Genomic DNA, 19,354 nt, shown 5'->3' with positions numbered 1-19,354 from the left:
TATGCATGCAGCTACCAATACGCAGGCCACCGCACCCGACGTAAGCGGTATCGATATCGATGCGCGCTACAAACTGGCTCGGGAGCTAGCTTCCCAGGCGGCAAAGGAAGGTATGAGCCGCTATCTAGAGCGCAACAGGCTGACCGTGGAGCATAAAGGTAACGATCAGCAGGATGTGGTCAGCGAAGTCGACCGGCAACTGGAAGACCTGATTCGGCGTACGCTTAGTGAGCATTTTCCCGAGGACGGCTTTGTCGGCGAAGAGAGCGGCGTTGCGCAGCTGAGTGCGCGCTGCGTGTGGGTGGTTGACCCGATCGATGGGACGGCGTGCTTCGTCAACGGCCTGCATTCATGGTGCGTATCTATCGGCATGATGGTGGACGGCGAGCCCTTTCTGGGTGTTATTGCCGACCCGAATCACAAGGAGTTGTTTCACGGCTGCACGGGGCGCGGCGCCTTCGTCAATGAAACGCTCCTGGGAGTAAGCGAGGCGTGCGAGATAAGTGAGGGTCTGACAGGCGTAGGTACTTTCCATCCCAGGGGCAAGGAACACTTTTTGCCCTTCCTGGAAAAACTGCTCGCCGGTGGCGGCATGTTTACTCGCAATGGATCGGGCGCACTGACAACGGCCTACGTCGCTGCTGGACGATTGATTGGCTACTACGAGACCCATCTCAAGAGCTGGGACTGTATGGCGGGCCTGGTTCTGGTGGCCGAGGCCGGGGGAAGACGAAACAATTTTCTGCGTGGCGACGGCCTACTGCAGGGCAACCCTTTCCTGGTTGCTGCGCCGGGAGTATACGAGCAGCTGGCTAACATGGTCGGAGCGTCGCTGGATCAGGATTGAGGGGACTGACCGCCAACCAAAACGTCATCAGGCTTGCGACTCTTTCCAACAGCCGCTCCCTCTCCGTCGGTTTCCGCTGCGCTGGCTCCCCCGCCCAGGGCAATATACAGATTAACTAGATTCTCCATCTTCGCTCGCTGAATCTGCACAAGTCCCTGCTCTGCCTCAAACAACGTCCGTTCGGCGTCCAGCACCTGCAGAAAACTGACTACGCCCTCGTCATATCGGTCCCGGGCAAGCTCCGCTATGTTGCCCAACGTGAAAACATTCTCTTTTTGCAAGGCAAGCTGTTCCGCCAGGTAACGCCGTCCCGCCAAGGTATCCGCCACCTCCCGAAATGCCACTTGCACTGCCCGTTCATACTCAGCAATAGCAATATTTTCGCGGGCCTCGGCCACCGTCAGATTCGCTTCGCGACCGCCAAAATCGAATAGCGGTAGCGTGATACTCGGTCCTATGCTCCAGAATTCGTTATCGCTACTGATCAGACCACTGAGCTCGCCGGAGGCGTAGCCGGCGTTACCCGTCAGGGAGATACTCGGAAAGAAGGCTGCACGCGCGACGCCAATGTTGGCGCGCGCTGAACGCAAACGTTCCTCCGCGGCAATAATGTCTGGCCGGCTATAGAGCAACTCTGAGGGCAGGCCCGCAGCCAGCGCAGTGTCGGGGAGCTGGCGGTCAAGAGTCAGCGGCTCAGGCAACGGATCTGCGGGGGATGCACCCGTTAGCAACCCCAGATAATTCTGCTGTTGAGCGAGTGTCAGCCGCAGCTCTGCCAATCGGGTTTGAGCCTGCAACAGCAGTGACTGGGCCTGATTGAATTCCAGAGCCGAGGCAATTCCTGCGTCCAGACGAACCCTGGAAATACGGACTTCATCGCGTCGATTCTCAACTGTCGACTCGGCCAGCTGGATACGCTGAACAGCGCTCCTGATTGACATATAGGTCGCAGCCACGTCGCCAAGCAGCGAAAGCCTGAATGCCTCCTGCGCCTCTACTGTCGCTAGATATTGCGCACGCGCTGATTCGGTGAGATTGCGTACCCTGCCCCAGAAATCCAGCTCAAAGGACGATACTCCCACCTGAACGGAGAAGCGTTCCGTCACACCCACACCGGACAAACCGCCTGCAGCGCCGCTGCTTCCCGCGGCACCAGCAGGAATAGCAGAGCGACTGCGGGCCGCACTCGCCCCGAGAGCGAGGGTGGGATACCGGTCGGCGTTGCGCACACGGAATTGACCCCGCGCCTCCTCTATCCGCGTAACGGCTATCTGCATATCACGATTGTTTTGCAGCGCTGTTTCGATAAGTACTCGCAGCCGTGGGTCGAGAAAAAACGTGTTCCAGCTGGTTTCTCTGGCTACTACTGTCCCCTGCTGCGACTGCAAAACCGCCGGGTACTGCGAATTCGTGGGCAGCATGGGCCGTTGGTGTTCTGGTGCAAGCTGACAACCTCCAATAGCGAGCACAACTACAGGTAGCAGAAAACGCTTATGCATCGCCAGCTCCCTTTCTCGCGTCATTATCACTTGCCGTATCGTCAGCCTCTTCGTGATGCCTGCTTGGTGGTCTGCGTTTGCTCAGCCAACGTCTTACACTTAGATAAAACAACGGAATATAGAATAGCCCGAATACAGTTGCTGCCAGCATGCCGCCGACCACGCCGGTACCAACCGCAGCGCGGCTGGCCGACCCCGCACCGCTGGAGAGAAGCAGTGGCAACATACCAAAGACGAATGTCAGCGAGGTCATCAGTACCGGCCGAAAGCGCATGCGTACAGCGCTCATGATCGCGTCATGGATCGATTTACCTCGACCTTCCTCTTCGATCGCAAACTCGACAATCAGGATGGCGTTTTTAGCCGAAAGACCGATGATCGCGACCAGGCCCACATTGAAATACACATCGGCGGGCATGCCGCGCATCATCGCGAAGGCAATGGCCCCCAGGGCACCCAACGGAACAACAAGCAGCACGGCGATGGGCATTACCCAACTCTCGTAGAGCGCGGCCAGCACCATGAGCACCACCAGCATCGAAAGCCCCAGCAACAAACCCACCTGACCTGATGCCTGTTGTTCTTCATACGAGGCACCCGACCATTCGAAGGCAAAGCCGCGCGGCAGATCTTGCGCAAGGCGAGCCATTTCATCCATCGCTTCGCCACTGGTGTAGCCAGAAGCCGCGCTACCGGACAGGGTCATAGCCGGATATCCATTGTATCGCTGCAATTGAATGGGACCCTGGGTCCACTCAACTGTCGAGAAGGCCCCAAAGGGCACGTTGTTGCCCGCCCCGTTGGGAATCTCAAGTTGCATGACATCCTGGGGTGTCATCCGGTAGGGGGAATCAGCCTGCAGCAAAACCCGAAGCACTTCGCCGTCCATATTGAAATCGTTCACATAAGCGCTACCGAAGGTCGTGCTCAGGGCGGCATTGACCTCTGCAATCGACAACCCGAGCGCCCGGGCCCGGATGCGATCAATATCTACCCTGAGCTTGGGGGCCTGATCGGCGCCTTCTGGTCGCACACTGTCCAGAATGTCACTCTGGCTGGCGGCGCCGAGTAATTGGTCGCGCGCCTGAAGCAACGCGTCGTAGCCGTTGTTGCCGCGATCCTCGAGCTTGAAGGTAAAGCCACCCGCTACCCCCAAAGCCGGAATCGAAGGAGGGTTGAGGGCGAAGACCCTGGCTTCACGTATTTGCGAAAAAGCCCCGGAGGCTTCGTTAACCAGAGCAGGTGCACGTTGCTCGCGCTCCTCCCAGGGAAGCAGCCTGACAAAGGCCATACCATGGGCCTGGCCCTGACCAAAAAAACTGAAGCCATATACCGCCAGGGTATGTTCTACGGCAGCATTGTCCGCGTAAAAAGCCTTCACCTGATCCATTGCAGCGTTGGTGCTGTTGATCGTCGATCCAGGTGGCGCTTGCACCACAGTCATGACCGAGCCCTGATCCTCCTGTGGGAGAAAAGCAGTGGGCATACGCAGATACAGAAATGCCACCAGGGCCAGCAATGCGGCAAAACCGAGCAGGAACCACAGGGGGTGGCCGAGTACATAGCCGACTGCGCTGTGATAACGCGCGGTGGTCCGCTCCATACCGCGATTGAAGGGCCGAAAAATCCGCTGACTCCAGCGCTGCTTGTCCTCATCATCCTCCTTGCGCGGCTGCAACAGCGTGGCGCACAGGGCGGGCGTCAGGGTTAGTGCCAGAAAGGTCGAGATCGCTACGGCAATGGACAGTGTGACCGCGAACTGACGATAGATGCCGCCGCTGGATCCGGGGAAGAAAGCCAGGGGCACAAATACGGCAATCAGTGCCAACGTTGTGCCTATGATCGCGGCACTCACCTGTCCCATGGCCTGGACTGTCGCGTCGTAGGGAGACATGCCCTCTTCATCAATTAGCCGTTTGACGTTCTCTGTCACAACAATCGCATCGTCCACCAGCGTGCCGATCGCCAGCACCATGCCGAACAGGCTCAACAAGTTGATGGAAAATCCCACCAGCCAGAGCCCCAGGCAGGTCCCTACCAGGGCAATGGGAATCACGATGGTAGGAATAACAACGGTGCGCCAGTTCTGCAAGAACAGCAGCATGACCAACACCACCAGACCAACCGCCTGGGCCAGGGTCAACAGAACCCGTTCGATGGAGCTGGATATAAAGGGGGTGGAGTCATAAGGCACCATCCACTTGATATCTGCCGGAAACGCCTCCGCCAGCTCCTTCATGCGTTGTTTTATCCCCGCGGCGGTATCCAGCGCATTCGCGCCCGGCGCCAATTGCACGGCCAGGCCGGCATTGGGCTGATCATCCAGCTCACTACGTGAAGCATAATTCTGAGCGCCCAGCTCTACCCGTGCGACATCCCGCAAACGTACGACCGCGCCATCGGCGTCAGCGCGCAGTATGATCTCACCAAACTCCTGCGGTGAACTCAGGCGCCCACGCGTTTCCAAGGGCGCCTGGATCTCGATACCTTCGCTAAGCGGCAGGTCTCCCAGCGAGCCGCCAGCGGCCTGGCTATTTTGCGAACGCACTGCCTCTAGCACATCACTTGGGGTCATACCAAAGCTCGCCAGCCGATCGGGGTTAAACCAGATCCGCATGGCATAGGGCGTGTAGAACTCCCGGATATCACCGACCCCGGGCACCCGCCTCAGTTCGTTGACGATATTGGTAGTCGCGTAATGCCCAAGCTCCAGACTACTCATATCCCCGGATTCGGAGAGAATCGAGATGATCAGCAGAAAATTCGAGGATGCCTGAAACACCCTGATGCCCTGACGCCGAACCTCCTCCGGCAACCTCGGCTCGACCCGACTCAACAGGTTCTGCACTTCCATTTGCGCAATATCGATATCGGTACCCGGCTGCAACACCAGCTCGATTGATGCGGTACCATTGGAGCGACTGGTCGAGTCCATGTACAGGTAGCCGTCGACCCCGTTAAGCTCCTCTTCAATCACCTGCGTGACGTTGGACTCAAGAACCGAAGCGTCTGCCCCAGGGTAAGTAACATTGATGTTCAATGAGGGCGGCGCGATGGTTGGATATTGCTCTACTGGCAAACCACGCAATGCGATCAGCCCACCAAGCAGCAGACCCAGGGCCAATACCCAGGCAAAAACCGGTCGGCGTATGAAAAATGAGGATGTCACGGTTGATCACCGCCTCTTGCATCCTTTTGTTGACTGGCCCCCGGCTGAACTACTTGCACCTGGGTACCCCCGCGCAGATCCTGCCAACCACTAACGATCACTTGCTCGCCGGGCTCAAGGCCGTCAAGAACCACCCAGTTCCCCTCGCGCATACTGCCAACCTGGATATCCCGGGATATGGCCTTACGGTCCTCGCCGACTACCATCACAGAGGCTCCCTGACCCTTCATGATCACAGCGCCTTGGGGAATGATCAGAGCGTCCGGGCGGACACCGGCGGTAACCTGTGCCTGAACGAACATACCAGGCAGCAACAATTCATCCGGATTAGGCACTTGAGCCCTCGCCTGCACGGTGCCAGTCGATCGGTCGATGGACATAGCCCGAAAATCGACATAGCCCTTGTGCGGGTATACGGAGCCATTCTCCAAGGTGAGCTCTACCGGGAATTTTTCGTCCTCGGGCAAGTCAATATCGCCGGCAGCAATCCGGGCACGTAAAGCCAGCAGATCGGAACTCGATTGAGAGAAGTTCACGTATACCGGATTCAGCTGCTCTACCCGGGTCAACAACGTTCCGTCTGCCGCCCGGACAAGTGCCCCAACGGTTATCGCGGCGCGACCTGCAATACCATCAATCGGCGCCACCACTCTCGTGTATTCGAGATCCAGCTCAGCCGATTGGACCTGCGCCTCAGCCAGTTCTACATCCGCCCGTGCCGTACGCAGTTGCGCGAGAGCTGTATCGAACTCCTGCTGACTGATCGCCTGCTTCTCGACCAACCCGCGGTAGCGTTCGACGTCCTGTGCGGCGTTTCTGGCAGTGGCGAGCGCGCGCTTAAGACGTGCCTGAGCAGCGTTCAGCATCGCCTGCATTTCTCGCGGATCAATCTGAAACAACTGATCCCCTGCCTCTACGGCAGTGCCTTCTTCATACAGACGCTCTTCGATAATGCCGTTGACCCGGGCACGAACCTCGGCAATGCGTATAGCCTGAACCCGACCCGCAAGCTCGATGATGTTGGGAACGGTCTGCGCCTCAGGCGTTATCACCTCGACAGTAGGAGTTGGACGGGCTTTCTGCTGTTGCTGCTCTTCGCAACCCATCAGCAAAAAAAGGGCGGCCAATACAAGAGCTAGGTGGGGGTGGGCCATCAACGGGTCCTTTTCGGCTTCGACGGCGGCTGCCTCTTGCAACCGTACCTGTCCTCTTCGAGACAGCCTGGGACTCCACCGGTTCCCGGGTCAACTGAAAGCAAACCAAAACCAGACCCCGGCCAACACCAGGAGCAGCGCACCAATCTGCCTGGAATATCGCTTCCAGAGCCCCAGTGCCGCGCTCCCAGCGAAATGCACGAGCAGCGCCAATCCGAAATAACGTATTGATCGCGACAATGTAACAGCGAGTAAAAACAGGAGGAACGGATAGCCGACAACACCCGCAGCCAGCATCGCAATCTGCAGAGGCGTTGGCGTAATACCCACCGCCAATATTGCGAGAAAGCCGTTCTGGCGTACCTGGGCGGTGAAACTATCGAAGGTTTGCGGGTTACCAGCCAACTCAAGCAAAGTGTCACCCCACTGGCCCCACGCCAACACACCCAGCCAGTAACCAACGGCAGCCGCAGTGATGTTTCCCGCAAGCGCCACGGAGGCGATAGTCCAACGGCGCCGGGGTTGACTCAGCATCCAGGGAATCAGGATGGTTTCTATGGGTATGGGGACTATAAGTGTTTCCGCCATAGACAACGCGAAGAGCAAAGGCAGTGCATAGGGCGATCTGTCCAATCGGTTCAGCCAGGCGCTTGCAGAAAGATTACCGGATTGAAACATCGCTACAAGGCGCTCCTGTTGACTGGACGCCACCCGGTGATGAAGCATGCAGCGTACTTGACTACATGCAGACAGGTTTCAGGCCAAAGAATTCCGATTAGTTCAGCTAGGTTATGCTGACTTCGACCCTGTTACGCCCCCTACGCTTACCCTCATACAGCGCCTGATCAGCCCGCGCGATAACCAAGCTCAGACTTTCACCCGCGCAATATTGGCTCACACCCACGCTGATGGTCACAAAGACTTCCAGATCAGCGAAGACCCATGAATGACTTTCAACAGCACAACGGATACGTTCAGCCGTCTGGGTTGCCTGTTCCAGAGCTGCGCCAGGCAGCACCACCAGGAATTCCTCGCCTCCCCAGCGGCCAATAAAATCCTGCTCCCTCAGAGTCTGACCCAACACCATGCTCACGCGCTCGAGTATGCGATCACCCGTGTCATGCCCATGCTCATCATTGAACTGTTTGAAATGATCGATATCCAGCAGAAGGAAACTCAGATCTTCCGGATTTCGAGCATGGCGCGCAATTTCCTTGTCGGCAAGGTCCGACAAATGCCTACGGTTGAACAGCCCAGTCAACGAGTCGATTGTAGCCATACGACGCAAGGCCCGCTGGGTTGTCGAAACTGTCGAGATATAGAACAGGGTGAGATAACTGAACATGCAGAAAACGACAGTCAAATTGAAAAGGAACACGCCTAGCAGCGGGCCAGAAGATATCGGCTGAAGCGGATCAACAAACCACATCAGCGCATAGAGTCCGACATAGAACGCCCAGAGCCCGCCTACCGCTAGCCAGGCGTTTCTTCGCCGCATACCTGCGAAAAGGGCGGGGATGAACATCAACAGAAAATAATGGAAGCCGCTATCCCAGCCAATCAGTAATGTGCCCAGGAAGGCATGAATGATCACTTCTATCCAGATCAGAATAATCGCTGGCTGGTTCAAGCGCTTGCCAAGCAGCCAAAAGGCGAGCAGGTAAAGGCCCACACTAATGACATTGATCCACGCCAGAACAGGCGATCCCAGAATATGGAAAAGGAAGAAGAAAGCGACATCAACTGAAGCGGCAAGCTGACAACACCGCCGGGCCAATTGCCAGAACTGGGGTCTGCCACTTTCGTGCCGGCCCGGAGCATTTACTCTGTCCATCGACAAACATACTCCTTCCGTGGGGTCTGCTGCCCAGGCTCAGCCCGGATACTCAGCGGTGACAATGTCAAAAGTATAACTCAAATATGACCCACGGGCAGTGGACCTCAAGAGCGCATTGACATTATCAATCAGGCTAAGTGGGAACCACTGATTTAAGGAGCAGGAAGAATCACCAGCAGACTGAACAACGTCTGTTTATCCGGGGACTCTTCCAGGTACCGCCTCAATGCAGAATCTGGCTGAGAAACAGTTTGGTTCGCTCGTTTACCGGGCTGGTGAAGAAGGTATTCGGTTCAGCCTCCTCCACAATCTCGCCCCGATCCATGAAGATCACCCGATCAGCCACGGTGCGCGCAAAACCCATCTCATGGGTCACACAGAGCATGGTCATACCGTCCTCGGCCAGGCCTATCATGGTATCAAGCACTTCCTTGACCATTTCCGGGTCCAGTGAGGAGGTCGGTTCATCGAACAGCATGATTTTTGGCTGCATGCAAAGTGCCCGAGCAATAGCGACGCGCTGCTGCTGACCGCCAGAAAGCTGGCCAGGATACTTGTGCGCCTGCTCGGGTATCTTGACTCGCTCGAGATAATGCATCGCCAGCTCATGGGCCTTGCGCTTGGGCATACGGCGCACCCACATCGGTGAAAGAGTGCAGTTCTGCAACACTGTCAGATGGGGAAAAAGATTGAAATGCTGGAACACCATGCCCACTTCCCGACGCACTGCCTCAATCTGCTTGAGATCATGGGTCAGCTCAGTTCCATCAACAACAATACGACCCTGCTGATGCTCTTCCAGGCGATTGATGCAGCGGATGGTCGTGGACTTACCCGACCCGGAAGGTCCGCAGATGACAATACGCTCCCCCTGGCGAACGTTCAGGTTGATGTCCTTGAGTACGTGAAAGGTCCCGTACCACTTGTTGACCCCGGCCATCTCGATCATCCGGTCATTGATGACGGGTTCCACTTTTGCTTCGCTCATGTTCTTGCTCCTAATGCTTGTGGCCGGTATCCAGCTTGCGCTCCAGATGCATGGAGTAGCGGGACATGCCGAAACAGAAAATCCAGAAAACCAGGGCCGCAAACACATACCCCTCCGTGGCCATCCCCAGCCAGGCCGGGTCGGTGGTAGCCTGCTTGATGCTGTTGAGCAGATCGAAGAGGCCGATGATGATCACCAGGCTGGTGTCCTTGAACAGGGAGATAAACGTATTGACGATCCCCGGAATCACCATTTTCAGTGCCTGGGGCAAAATCACCAGCCCCATCATGCGCCAATAGCCCAGGCCCATTGCTTCGGCCGCTTCATACTGGCCCTTGGGGATCGCCTGCAGACCGCCCCGCACCACCTCGGCGATATAGGCTGACTGGAACAGGATCACACCTATCAATGCGCGGATCAGTTTGTCAAAGCTCATGCCCTCCGGCAGAAACAGCGGCAGCATGACCGATGACATGAACAGCACGGTAATCAGCGGTACGCCCCGCCAGAATTCGATGAAAGTGACGCAGATAACCCGGATGGTCGGCATGTCGGAGCGGCGGCCCAGAGCAAGCGCAATCCCCAGCGGCAATGCCCCGGCAATACCCACTGCGGCAATAACCAGCGTCAGCATCAATCCGCCCCACTGGCTGGTGCGTACCACCTCCAGGCCCATACCGCCATGCAACAGCCAGTAGGCCAGCAGCGGATAGACAATCAGAAAACCCACACCATAGAACGCCTTGCGTGGCATCCTGGCGACGAACAGCGGGGCTGCGCCGAGAATCGCCAGAATCAGCGTCAGGTTTACCCGCCAGCGAAGCTCTGCCGGATAGAACCCGTACATGAACTGTCCGAAGCGTTCCTTGATGAAGACCCAGCAAGCGCCCTCGCTGGTGCAGTCAGCGCGCGTCTGGCCAACCCAGTCGGCATCCAGAAAGGCCCACTGCAGCAGGGGCGGAATGATCAGCCAGATAAGATAGAGCGCAACCAGGGTCAACAACCCATTGAACCAACTGGAAAACAGGTTATTGCGTAACCAGGCAACCGCTCCGATGCTCTGGCGTGGCGGCGGAAGATCAGGTTTGAAATGATGAGTCTGCATGGGCTGTCCTTACCGCTCGATCAGCGCAATGCGCTTGTTGTACCAGTTCATCAACATGGAGATGCTGATGCTGATGGCCAGATAAACGCTCATGGTAATGGCGATGACTTCGATGGCCTGACCGGTCTGATTGAGCACCGTTCCAGCAAACAGCGAGACCATTTCCGGATAGCCGATTGCAGCCGCCAAGGATGAGTTCTTCGCAAGGTTGAGGTACTGGCTGGTCAGCGGTGGAATAATGACCCGCATGGCCTGGGGGATAACCACCAGGCGTAATATCCTCCCCGGAGGCAAACCCAGCGAACTGGCCGCTTCGGTCTGGCCGTGACTGACCGACTGAATTCCCGCGCGAACAATTTCTGCAATAAACGCTGCGGTATACATGGTGAGGGCCAACGTCAGAGCTATGAGCTCGGGAATCAGCACCCAGCCACCGGTAAAATTGAAGCCGGTAAGCTTCGGTGCGGTCCATTCCAGAGGGCTGCCGGCAATCACCACTGCCAGCCCTGGCACCACGAGCAAGATAGCTAGTGATGCCAGAGTCACGGGGAAAATCTGGCCGGTTGCCTCGCGGCGCGCCCGCGCCCAACGCGCGAGCACGATGATCGCCGCAATGGAAACCGCCAGGGCAGCAAGGAAAAGCCCGAAGATCTCCGACAGGCTCGGTGCCGGGACATAAAGCCCACGGCTATTAAGATAAAAGTTCTCGAAGATGCCCAGGCTCTGCCGAGGCCCAGGTAGCGACAGCATCACTGCGAAATACCAGAATAGAATTTGCAGCAACGGCGGTATATTACGGAACGTCTCTATGTACACCGTAGCGAGCCGACTGATCAGCCAGTTGGGTGCCAGGCGGGCAATACCCAGAATAAAGCCCAGCAATGTTGCCATCACGATGCCGATCACAGAGACCAGCAAGGTGTTAAGCAAGCCGATGAGAAAAACCCGGCCATAGCTGTCTGTTTCGGTGTAATCGATCAGATGTTGAGCGATACCGAAACCAGCAGTGTTGTTAAGAAAAGCGAAGCCGGTGGTAATACCGCGCTTTTCCAGATTGATCATGGTGTTGCTATACAGAAACCAGCCCAGGGCCACGACAACAACAATGGCAACAAGCTGAAAAATCCAGGCCCTCGCCTTTGGATCTGTCCAGACTGAACCCTTCGGGCGTGGCGCTTTTGCAGCAGTTTGCATGGATACCCTCTCGCGAGCCCCGCCCGCCACGCAGGCGGGGAACTCACATCAGCGAAACAATACGATCAACCCCGAAGGGGCTGATCGCCCGGAGTATCAGCGCACCGGAGGTGCGTACTGAAGGCCACCGTTGTTCCACAGAGCGTTGAGACCACGCTCGATTTCCAACTCGCTTCCTGCACCAACGTTACGGCTGAAGCTTTCACCGTAGTTACCGACCTGCTTGACGATCTGGACTGCCCAGTCCTTGGGCAGATTGAGTTCCTTGCCGTACTCGCCTTCAACCCCGAGCAACCGTGCAACATCCGGATTTTTGGGTGTTTTTACCATTTCATCGACGTTGGCCGAGGTAACGCCCATTTCCTCTGCGTTTACCATGGCAAAGAGCGACCACTTGACGATGTCGAACCACTCGTCGTCCCCATGACGTACGACCGGACCGAGGGGCTCCTTGGATATGACTTCAGGAAGCACCACGTAATCGCCGGGGGCACCTAGCTTGATACGCTGTGCATATAGCTGGGACTGGTCAGAGGTCAACACGTCGCAACGGCCTGACTCCAGAGACTTGGCGCTCTCGTCAGACGTATCATAGGTAATCGGGGTGAAGCTCATACCGTTGGCTCGGAAATAGTCAGCCGCGTTAAGCTCGGTCGTGGTGCCCGCCTGGATACAGACAGTCGCACCGTCGAGCTGTTTGGCACTGGTAACACCGAGTTTTTTGTTAACCAGGAAGCCCTGGCCGTCGTAATAATTGACGCCCGCGAAGTTCAGTCCAAGGCTGGCATCCCGGGAGCTGGTCCAGGTGGTGTTGCGGGAAAGCACGTCCACTTCGCCCGACTGCAACGCGGTGAAGCGCTCTTTGGCAGTCAGGGGGCTGTAGCGCACTTTGCTGGCATCGCCAAACAACGCAGCCGCCATCGCACGGCACACATCCACGTCCAGTCCCAGATAGTTGCCCTTATCGTCCGCATAGGAAAAACCCGGAAGACCATCGCTGATTCCACACTGTACAAAGCCCTTTTTCTTGACCGCATCCAGTGTAGCGCCTGCCTGCACAAAACTGCTTGCGCCCAGGGCGGCTGCGGTCGCAAATACTGCGAGGGTAGTTTTCACCGTCTTCATTGAAAATCTCCAGATTGGAATAATTATTATGGAGTCTCACTCTCCCTGTCGGGCCCGTACCGAGCCGAGACACAATGACAGTAAAACAGTCATGCAGGAAAGGAGAACATCTCACGAACCACGCGAGACAGCTGGCATACCGCCAGTCCACAGTCCCTCAAGCCATTGCAAGGCCTGTACCAGTACAGTTAAGTGCATAAGCGCGGCTTTTTCCCGCGAATACGGTCTTAATTGCGACATTTACGTGAATCGATAGTCCAATTGACACATTTTTCCGCACGGAATCGGGCATTCTTTTCAGTCAAGCGCACCAAAGATGCACCCTCATGACTGACAACTTCAATAAGCAGTGTCGGTAGCCGTCCGGGTCTGACCGCAGACACATTGCCCCTTGATCAGAAGAACTTCAGAGGCTGGATCGGGCTTGGAGCAAACTGAGAAAACAATACTGTTCTTGAGCGGACTACTGCCGAGGTGGGCTATCGAAAGACGGCCGGGGAGACTTGAATATGGTGCGCGAGCCCGGATTCGAACCGGGGACCTACCGCTTAGGAGGCGGTCGCTCTATCCAGCTGAGCTACAAGCGCACTGAAGGGCATTACTGGTGTAAAGCCAGGCGACTGAACCTCCTCAGCACCCGACGCGGCGCATATTACCTGATCGATCAGGGGCTTGGCCAGCAAACCCAGCGAGTCGCTCGTACTCGCACAAGGCCATTAGTCGGAAATACGTCACAAAATAGAGGCATTTTTTTGGCATAAGCTGACAGCACCCGTCGAAAGCGGTTATAAAGAAGCCTGAAATGTAAGCGGTGCAGTCAGTAGTACCTTATGGGTGCGAGATTCGCGCTATACTGACTCAGGCAATCTGGCATAGTAATTTTGACCAGTAGCGTTCATTCTCCCAGACGATTAATGTTGCCCATATGAAAACAGCAGCCCAACATTACACCAGCCGCACCGCAGACAAGTTTGTTGTTCGCTTACCTGATGGCATGCGTGAACATATTGCCGAGGTCGCAAGGCAACATCATCGGAGCATGAACTCCGAGATCATTGCCAGACTTGAACACAGCCTGCTTGATTTGCCTACCCTGCCCGAGCAACCTACCAGGCAGATGCTCAATGACACCCAGCTTGAAAATCTAAGCCATCCGGAACGAGATTTACTTTTGCGTTTCAGGGAAATGAGCAGACGTCAGCAAAACGCACTACTGGCGTTACTGCCCGGCGAAGAAATCGCCTCCTGATCATTCCGCTTGAGTCCGGCAAATTGGGCTCAAGTATGTAGCGACTGGTACCAATCCAGACGAAAAAAAACCGCTCTCAGCCGAGAGCGGTTTTTTTATGGGCGCCTGTTAGGCAGGATCAGCTCACAAAGGTGAGCAGAATACCCGCTGCAACAGCTGAACCGATCACACCTGCCACGTTCGGACCCATAGCGTGCATCAGCAGGAAGTTCTGAGGATTGGCCTCCAGTCCGACCTTGTTCGACACACGGGCCGCCATGGGAACTGCGGAAACCCCAGCGGAACCGATCAGCGGATTGATCGCCTGCTTGCTGACCGCATTCATCAGCTTGGCCATCAACACACCTGACGCGGTACCAACACAAAACGCCGCCATGCCCAGCACCAGAATGCCAAGAGTGGTCAATTGCAGGAAAGATTCTGCTGACAACTTGGAACCCACTGCCAGACCCAAGCCCAGAGTCACGATGTTGATCAGCGCGTTACGGGCGGTATCAGCCAGACGCTCGACCACACCGCTTTCGCGCATCAGATTACCGAAACACAGCATACCCACCAGCGGCGCGGCCGATGGCAGCAGCAAGGCAACCAGCAACAGCAGAGCAATCGGGAAGATGATCTTCTCGGCCTTGCTTACCGGGCGTAGCTGGGTCATTACGATAGCGCGCTCTTTTTCGTTGGTCAGCGCACGCATGATCGGCGGCTGGATCATCGGCACCAGCGCCATGTAGGCGTAAGCCGCCACTGCAATCGGGCCTAGCAACTGAGGCGCCAACTGAGATGTCACGAAAATAGAGGTCGGACCATCCGCACCACCGATGATCGCAATCGAGGCAGCTTCCTTGAGCGAGAACTCAAATCCGGGAATACCCCAGGAAGTCAGAGCCAACGCGCCGAGAAGCGTACCAAAGATACCAAACTGCGCGGCAGCGCCGAGCAACAGGGTACGCGGATTGGCAAGCATGGGACCGAAGTCGGTCATCGCACCCACACCCATGAAGATCAGAAGCGGGAATATCGTGGTCGGCAGGCCTACCTGATAAATCAGATACAACAGACCACCTGGATCGCCCATTGCCGCAACCGGGAGATTGACCAGGATGCCGCCAAAACCGATCGGAATCAGCAACAAAGGTTCAAAACCCTTGCGAATAGCCAGATAAATCATGCCCAGGCAGACCAGGATCATGATCAGCTGACCCGGCTCCATCTTGAAGATACCCGTGCTTTGCCAGAGCAGAAGAAGATTATCCATTCAATTCTCCTCAGCCGATGGTCAGCAAGGTATCGCCGACGCTTACCGCATCACCGACCTTGACGTTGATGTTGCCCACAGTGCCGGCTTTGAAAGCTTGCACTTCAGTTTCCATCTTCATGGCCTCGAGGATCATGATGACATCACCCTCTTCCACATGGTCACCAGCATCTACCAGCACCTTGAAGATATTGCCGGCCAGTGGCGCTTTCTGCGGATCTCCGCCGCCAGCTGCGGGTGCAGGTGAAGCAGATGCGGACGCATCCTCGCCACCAATCGGCTTGATGCCGGTGATGTCGCCACCATCGGCAACCTGGACGACATAGTCCTTACCGTTGACCGTGACTGTGTAAGCCTCAGGTTCACCTGGCTTGGCCGCCACGGTTTCCTTGCCTGTGGGAACAGGCTCGAAGGCATCCGGATTACCACGATTCTCGAGGAACTTGAGGCCGATCTGGGGGAACAGGGCGTAAGTCAGAACATCATCAATCTCGTCAGATGCCAGCTTGATGCCTTTCTCCTGTGCGATACCCTTGAGCTCGGCGGTCAGCTTGTCCATTTCCGGCTCAAGGAGATCGGCCGGGCGACAGGTAACAGGCTCGGCACCATCCAGAACGCGGTCCTGCAAGGCCTTGTTGAACGGAGCAGGCGCTGAACCATACTCACCTTTGAGAATACCCGCTGTCTCTTTGGTGATCGACTTGTAGCGCTCGCCAGTCAGTACGTTAATGACTGCCTGGGTGCCAACAATCTGGGACGTTGGTGTGACCAAGGGGATAAAGCCCAGATCTTCACGTACGCGCGGGATTTCGGCCAATACCTCGTCGAACTTGTCACCGGCGCCCTGCTCCTTGAGCTGGCCTTCCATATTGGTGAGCATCCCGCCCGGAACCTGGGCAACCAGGATGCGGGAGTCGACGCCCTTGAGGTTACCCTCGAACTTGGCGTACTTCTTCCTGACTTCACGGAAGTACGCGGCGCACTCTTCCAGCAACAGCAGGTCCAGACCTGTATCACGCGGGGTGTTCTGGAAGATGGCAACCACAGACTCGGTCGGCGAGTGTCCGTAGGTCATGGAGAGGGAAGAAATCGCGGTATCAACGTTGTCGATGCCCGCTTCAGCTGCCTTGAGGATAGCTGCAGTGGAAAGGCCCGCGGTCGCGTGACACTGCATGTGCACGGGAATGCTCAGGGTCTTCTTCAGGCGGCTGACAAGGTCAAAGCCCACGTAGGGATTGAGAATGCCGGCCATGTCCTTGATCGCGATTGAGTCAGCACCCATATCTTCGATCTTCTTGGCCAGGTCCACCCACATCTCAATGGTGTGCACCGGGCTCGTGGTGTAGGAAATGGTGCCCTGGGCATGTTTACCCTGAGCCTTCACGGCTTTCAACGCTGTTTCCAGGTTGCGTGGATCGTTCATTGCATCGAATACGCGGAAAACATCGACACCGTTGACTGCAGCCCGCTCTACAAACTTCTCGACCACGTCATCGGCGTAGTGACGGTAGCCCAGCAGGTTCTGACCGCGCAGCAACATCTGCTGACGCGTGTTGGGCATCGCTTTTTTCAATTCGCGGATACGCTCCCAGGGATCTTCACCGAGATAGCGGATGCAGGCATCAAAGGTAGCGCCGCCCCAGGACTCCACAGACCAGAAACCGACCTGATCGAGTTTGCCGGCAATCGGAAGCATGTCGTCGAGACGCATGCGGGTAGCCAGAATGGATTGATGGGCGTCTCGCAGGATGACATCCGTTATGCCCAAGGGCTGCTGCTTGGTATCGGTCATAGCGTTATGGCCTTTGTAGTTTTGAGTAGAAAAATGCGCAAAATGGGTGTGTCAGCCTCGACGGCTGCGATGCTGCTTGATTGCTGCCCCGATCACCGCGACAACTTCTGGATCAACAGCGGCGCCAGCAGTGGGTCGAACGCGCTTTGGCGCCTTGGCAACGGGCAACGCTTCGGGGAAATAACGGGTAAGAATTGCAGACATGGCAGTAGTTACCGCCACAAGAAGTATGAGGAATATAAATACCGAGCCCATGCCCAGTACCATCAATTCCAAACCTTCCGTTACCAGTTCGGATGAATTCATTTTCTCTCCTGCATCATTATGTACGGTGCATCCGGGACGCCCTTCGGCAAGATTGGCTGGGCGGTTACACCGCAAGCCGCACAGAATGGATAATCTGCTACCGGCAAACTATCCATTCTGCTCGCAAAACCGGGCTAATGTAGCCTGATGTGACATTTTTGGCAAACCATGCGACATCACGCTAGAGCAGAAATATGGTAGCCAACCCAAGGAAAATAAAGAAACCACCGCTATCTGTGATTGCCGTAATCAGCACGCTGGAGCCCAGGGCTGGGTCACCTCCCATGCGCACACGCAGCAATGGAATCACTACACCCATGAATGCGGCCAACATCATGTTCAGTACCATTGCAGACATCAGCACCGCTGATAAAGCCACATTGGAGTACAGCAACCAGGCGATCACAGCCAGCACTGCACCCCATACCAGGCCGTTGATCAGCGCTACGCCGGCTTCCTTGCGCAGGAGCCGCTCACCGTGCGCAATCTGTACCTGACCCGTGGCGATACCTCTGACGATCAACGTGATCGTCTGGTTACCAGAGTTGCCACCCACTCCTGCGACGATAGGCATCAGCGCCGCCAACGCCACCAGTTGCTCTATGGAGTTTTCGAACAATCCTATGACTCGGGATGCGATCAGCGCAGTGCACAAGTTAACCGCCAGCCAGGCCCAGCGATTGCGAACCGACTTCCACACCGAGGCAAAAATATCCTCTTCCTCGACAAGACCCGCCGCATTCAGAGCGTCGGTCTCATTTTCCTCGCGAATATAGTCGAGCATCTGGTCAATGGTCAGACGTCCTTGTAGCTTGCCCTTATGGTCAACAACCGGGGCAGATACCAGGTTGTAACGCTCAAACGCCTGTACGGCCTCTCCCGCGTCATCATGGGGGTCAAAAATGACCGGGTCGGTTGTCATCACGTCGACCACCAGCTGATCGTCAGACGTCACCAGGAGCTTCTTGACCGACAACACCCCCTTGAGTACGCCCTGCAGGTCAACCACAAACAATTTGTCAGTATGGTCGGGCAGCGTCTCGAAACGCCTCAGATACCGACTGACGACCTCCAGCGTGACATCATCACGAATGGTCACCATATCGAAATCCATCAGAGCACCGACCTCATCACTATCAAACGACAGGGCCGACTTCAGTCTCTCGCGCTGCTGAGCATCCAGCGCATCCATCAGCTCGCGGACGACATCCCTGGGCAAATCGGGAGCAAGATCGGCTAGCTCGTCGGCGTCCAGATTGGTAGCAGCCGCAATGATCTCGTGATCGTCCATATCGGCGATCAGCGTTTCCCTGACGGCGTCCGATACTTCCAGGAGAATTTCGCCGTCGCGCTCGGAACGCACCAACTGCCAAACGGCCAGGCGCTCCTCGAATGGCAGGGACTCGAGGATGAAGGCAACATCAGCCGGGTGCAGCTCATCGAGCTTGCGCTGCAGCTCTACCATGTTCTGTTTGTGCACCAACTGCTCAACCAGATCCTGGTGCGCGCCCTCCTGTTTATGCACCAGGTTTTCAACCAGGCGATGCTTGCGTAGCAGAGCCGTCACCTGATCCAGGCGGTCCGTCAGACTTTCGGGGGATTTTCTATTGGGAACTGGCATAGCGTAATGTCCCTGAAAGACGCAATGGGGGAACCACACAATGAGCAGGAGGCTCATGTAGCGAAGAAACCGGAACCAACATACAAAAGCACTGAGAGCCTAGCAGGCTTTCATTTCAGGCAAAAAAAAACCCACCGGATAACCAGTGGGTTTCTTAAATGGTGCACTCGGGAGGATTCGAACCTCCGACCGCTCGGTTCGTAGCCGAGTACT

15 protein-coding genes and 1 tRNA gene are annotated in these 19,354 nt (G+C 56.3%); 2 read left to right on the top strand and 14 right to left on the bottom strand.

Annotated features, from left to right (window positions below):
- Position 1: 1 nt before the first annotated feature.
- Positions 2-847, top strand: coding sequence for an inositol monophosphatase family protein (locus tag AAC076_RS10375; protein WP_339845246.1), 846 nt, complete (start codon positions 2-4; stop codon positions 845-847).
- Here the strand turns inward: AAC076_RS10375 and AAC076_RS10370 are convergent.
- The 10 genes from AAC076_RS10370 to AAC076_RS10325 form a co-directional block, all read right to left on the bottom strand.
- A complete protein-coding gene (locus AAC076_RS10370) occupies positions 838-2,346 on the bottom strand; it encodes an efflux transporter outer membrane subunit (protein ID WP_339845243.1) in 1,509 nt (502 codons plus the stop codon). The two genes, AAC076_RS10375 and AAC076_RS10370, sit on opposite strands and share 10 nt — an antisense overlap.
- Complete coding sequence (locus AAC076_RS10365; RefSeq protein WP_339845241.1) at positions 2,339-5,515, bottom strand: multidrug efflux RND transporter permease subunit; 3,177 nt, start codon at positions 5,513-5,515, stop codon at positions 2,339-2,341. Before AAC076_RS10365 ends, AAC076_RS10370 begins: the two co-directional genes overlap by 8 nt.
- Complete coding sequence (locus AAC076_RS10360) at positions 5,512-6,669, bottom strand: efflux RND transporter periplasmic adaptor subunit (RefSeq protein WP_339845238.1); 1,158 nt, start codon at positions 6,667-6,669, stop codon at positions 5,512-5,514. The genes AAC076_RS10365 and AAC076_RS10360 overlap by 4 nt, the downstream gene beginning before the upstream one ends.
- Positions 6,670-6,759: 90 nt before the next feature.
- A complete protein-coding gene (locus AAC076_RS10355) occupies positions 6,760-7,347 on the bottom strand; it encodes a VTT domain-containing protein (protein WP_339845235.1) in 588 nt (195 codons plus the stop codon).
- Positions 7,348-7,453: 106 nt separating this feature from the next.
- Positions 7,454-8,503, bottom strand: a complete 1,050-nt coding sequence (locus tag AAC076_RS10350; RefSeq protein ID WP_339845232.1) for a diguanylate cyclase — start codon at positions 8,501-8,503, stop codon at positions 7,454-7,456.
- A 226-nt stretch (positions 8,504-8,729) separates the two neighbouring features.
- Positions 8,730-9,494, bottom strand: coding sequence for an amino acid ABC transporter ATP-binding protein (locus tag AAC076_RS10345; RefSeq protein WP_339845230.1), 765 nt, complete (start codon positions 9,492-9,494; stop codon positions 8,730-8,732).
- Between the two features lie 10 nt (positions 9,495-9,504).
- On the bottom strand, positions 9,505-10,599 hold the full coding sequence (locus AAC076_RS10340; protein ID WP_339845227.1) for an amino acid ABC transporter permease: 1,095 nt from the start codon (positions 10,597-10,599) through the stop codon (positions 9,505-9,507).
- 9 nt (positions 10,600-10,608) lie between these two features.
- The gene (locus AAC076_RS10335; protein WP_339845225.1) at positions 10,609-11,793 is read right to left on the bottom strand and encodes an amino acid ABC transporter permease; all 1,185 of its coding nucleotides are present in this window, start codon (positions 11,791-11,793) and stop codon (positions 10,609-10,611) included.
- Positions 11,794-11,889: 96 nt separating this feature from the next.
- Positions 11,890-12,918, bottom strand: a complete 1,029-nt coding sequence (locus tag AAC076_RS10330; RefSeq protein WP_339845223.1) for an amino acid ABC transporter substrate-binding protein — start codon at positions 12,916-12,918, stop codon at positions 11,890-11,892.
- Between the two features lie 510 nt (positions 12,919-13,428).
- Positions 13,429-13,505, bottom strand: a tRNA-Arg gene (locus tag AAC076_RS10325).
- Positions 13,506-13,843: 338 nt separating this feature from the next.
- Here AAC076_RS10325 and AAC076_RS10320 point away from each other — a divergent pair.
- Positions 13,844-14,167, top strand: coding sequence for an Arc family DNA-binding protein (locus AAC076_RS10320; protein WP_339845221.1), 324 nt, complete (start codon positions 13,844-13,846; stop codon positions 14,165-14,167).
- A 118-nt stretch (positions 14,168-14,285) separates the two neighbouring features.
- Here the strand turns inward: AAC076_RS10320 and AAC076_RS10315 are convergent, their stop codons facing one another.
- The 4 genes from AAC076_RS10315 to mgtE all read right to left on the bottom strand — a co-directional run bounded on the left by AAC076_RS10315 (position 14,286) and on the right by mgtE (position 19,141).
- On the bottom strand, positions 14,286-15,422 hold the full coding sequence (locus tag AAC076_RS10315; RefSeq protein WP_339845218.1) for a sodium ion-translocating decarboxylase subunit beta: 1,137 nt from the start codon (positions 15,420-15,422) through the stop codon (positions 14,286-14,288).
- A gap of 10 nt (positions 15,423-15,432) precedes the next feature.
- Positions 15,433-17,214: a sodium-extruding oxaloacetate decarboxylase subunit alpha gene (gene oadA, locus AAC076_RS10310; RefSeq protein ID WP_339845215.1), complete on the bottom strand. Its 1,782-nt coding sequence runs from the start codon at positions 17,212-17,214 to the stop codon at positions 15,433-15,435.
- A 51-nt stretch (positions 17,215-17,265) separates the two neighbouring features.
- Positions 17,266-17,520: an OadG family protein gene (locus AAC076_RS10305; RefSeq protein ID WP_339845212.1), complete on the bottom strand. Its 255-nt coding sequence runs from the start codon at positions 17,518-17,520 to the stop codon at positions 17,266-17,268.
- Positions 17,521-17,701: 181 nt separating this feature from the next.
- Complete coding sequence (gene mgtE / locus AAC076_RS10300; RefSeq protein ID WP_339845209.1) at positions 17,702-19,141, bottom strand: magnesium transporter; 1,440 nt, start codon at positions 19,139-19,141, stop codon at positions 17,702-17,704.
- Between the last annotated feature and the right edge of the window lie 213 nt (positions 19,142-19,354).

This window comes from uncultured Halopseudomonas sp., from assembly GCF_963977355.1.
Classification (GTDB): domain Bacteria; phylum Pseudomonadota; class Gammaproteobacteria; order Pseudomonadales; family Pseudomonadaceae; genus Halopseudomonas.
Note: the sequence above shows the minus strand (reverse complement) of the source record. Positions and strands in the feature narration are given on the sequence as shown.

What these genes read in the sequence shown, in the direction of transcription:
- AAC076_RS10375 (WP_339845246.1), top strand. Translation starts at nt 2, where the DNA reads ATGCATGCAGCTACCAATACGCAGGCCACCGCACCCGACGTAAGCGGT.
- AAC076_RS10370 (WP_339845243.1), bottom strand. Translation starts at nt 2,346, where the DNA reads ATGCATAAGCGTTTTCTGCTACCTGTAGTTGTGCTCGCTATTGGAGGT.
- AAC076_RS10360 (WP_339845238.1), bottom strand. Translation starts at nt 6,669, where the DNA reads ATGGCCCACCCCCACCTAGCTCTTGTATTGGCCGCCCTTTTTTTGCTG.
- AAC076_RS10355 (WP_339845235.1), bottom strand. Translation starts at nt 7,347, where the DNA reads ATGTTTCAATCCGGTAATCTTTCTGCAAGCGCCTGGCTGAACCGATTG.
- AAC076_RS10350 (WP_339845232.1), bottom strand. Translation starts at nt 8,503, where the DNA reads ATGGACAGAGTAAATGCTCCGGGCCGGCACGAAAGTGGCAGACCCCAG.
- AAC076_RS10345 (WP_339845230.1), bottom strand. Translation starts at nt 9,494, where the DNA reads ATGAGCGAAGCAAAAGTGGAACCCGTCATCAATGACCGGATGATCGAG.
- AAC076_RS10340 (WP_339845227.1), bottom strand. Translation starts at nt 10,599, where the DNA reads ATGCAGACTCATCATTTCAAACCTGATCTTCCGCCGCCACGCCAGAGC.
- AAC076_RS10335 (WP_339845225.1), bottom strand. Translation starts at nt 11,793, where the DNA reads ATGCAAACTGCTGCAAAAGCGCCACGCCCGAAGGGTTCAGTCTGGACA.
- AAC076_RS10330 (WP_339845223.1), bottom strand. Translation starts at nt 12,918, where the DNA reads ATGAAGACGGTGAAAACTACCCTCGCAGTATTTGCGACCGCAGCCGCC.
- AAC076_RS10320 (WP_339845221.1), top strand. Translation starts at nt 13,844, where the DNA reads ATGAAAACAGCAGCCCAACATTACACCAGCCGCACCGCAGACAAGTTT.
- AAC076_RS10315 (WP_339845218.1), bottom strand. Translation starts at nt 15,422, where the DNA reads ATGGATAATCTTCTTCTGCTCTGGCAAAGCACGGGTATCTTCAAGATG.
- oadA (WP_339845215.1), bottom strand. Translation starts at nt 17,214, where the DNA reads ATGACCGATACCAAGCAGCAGCCCTTGGGCATAACGGATGTCATCCTG.
- AAC076_RS10305 (WP_339845212.1), bottom strand. Translation starts at nt 17,520, where the DNA reads ATGAATTCATCCGAACTGGTAACGGAAGGTTTGGAATTGATGGTACTG.
- mgtE (WP_339845209.1), bottom strand. Translation starts at nt 19,141, where the DNA reads ATGCCAGTTCCCAATAGAAAATCCCCCGAAAGTCTGACGGACCGCCTG.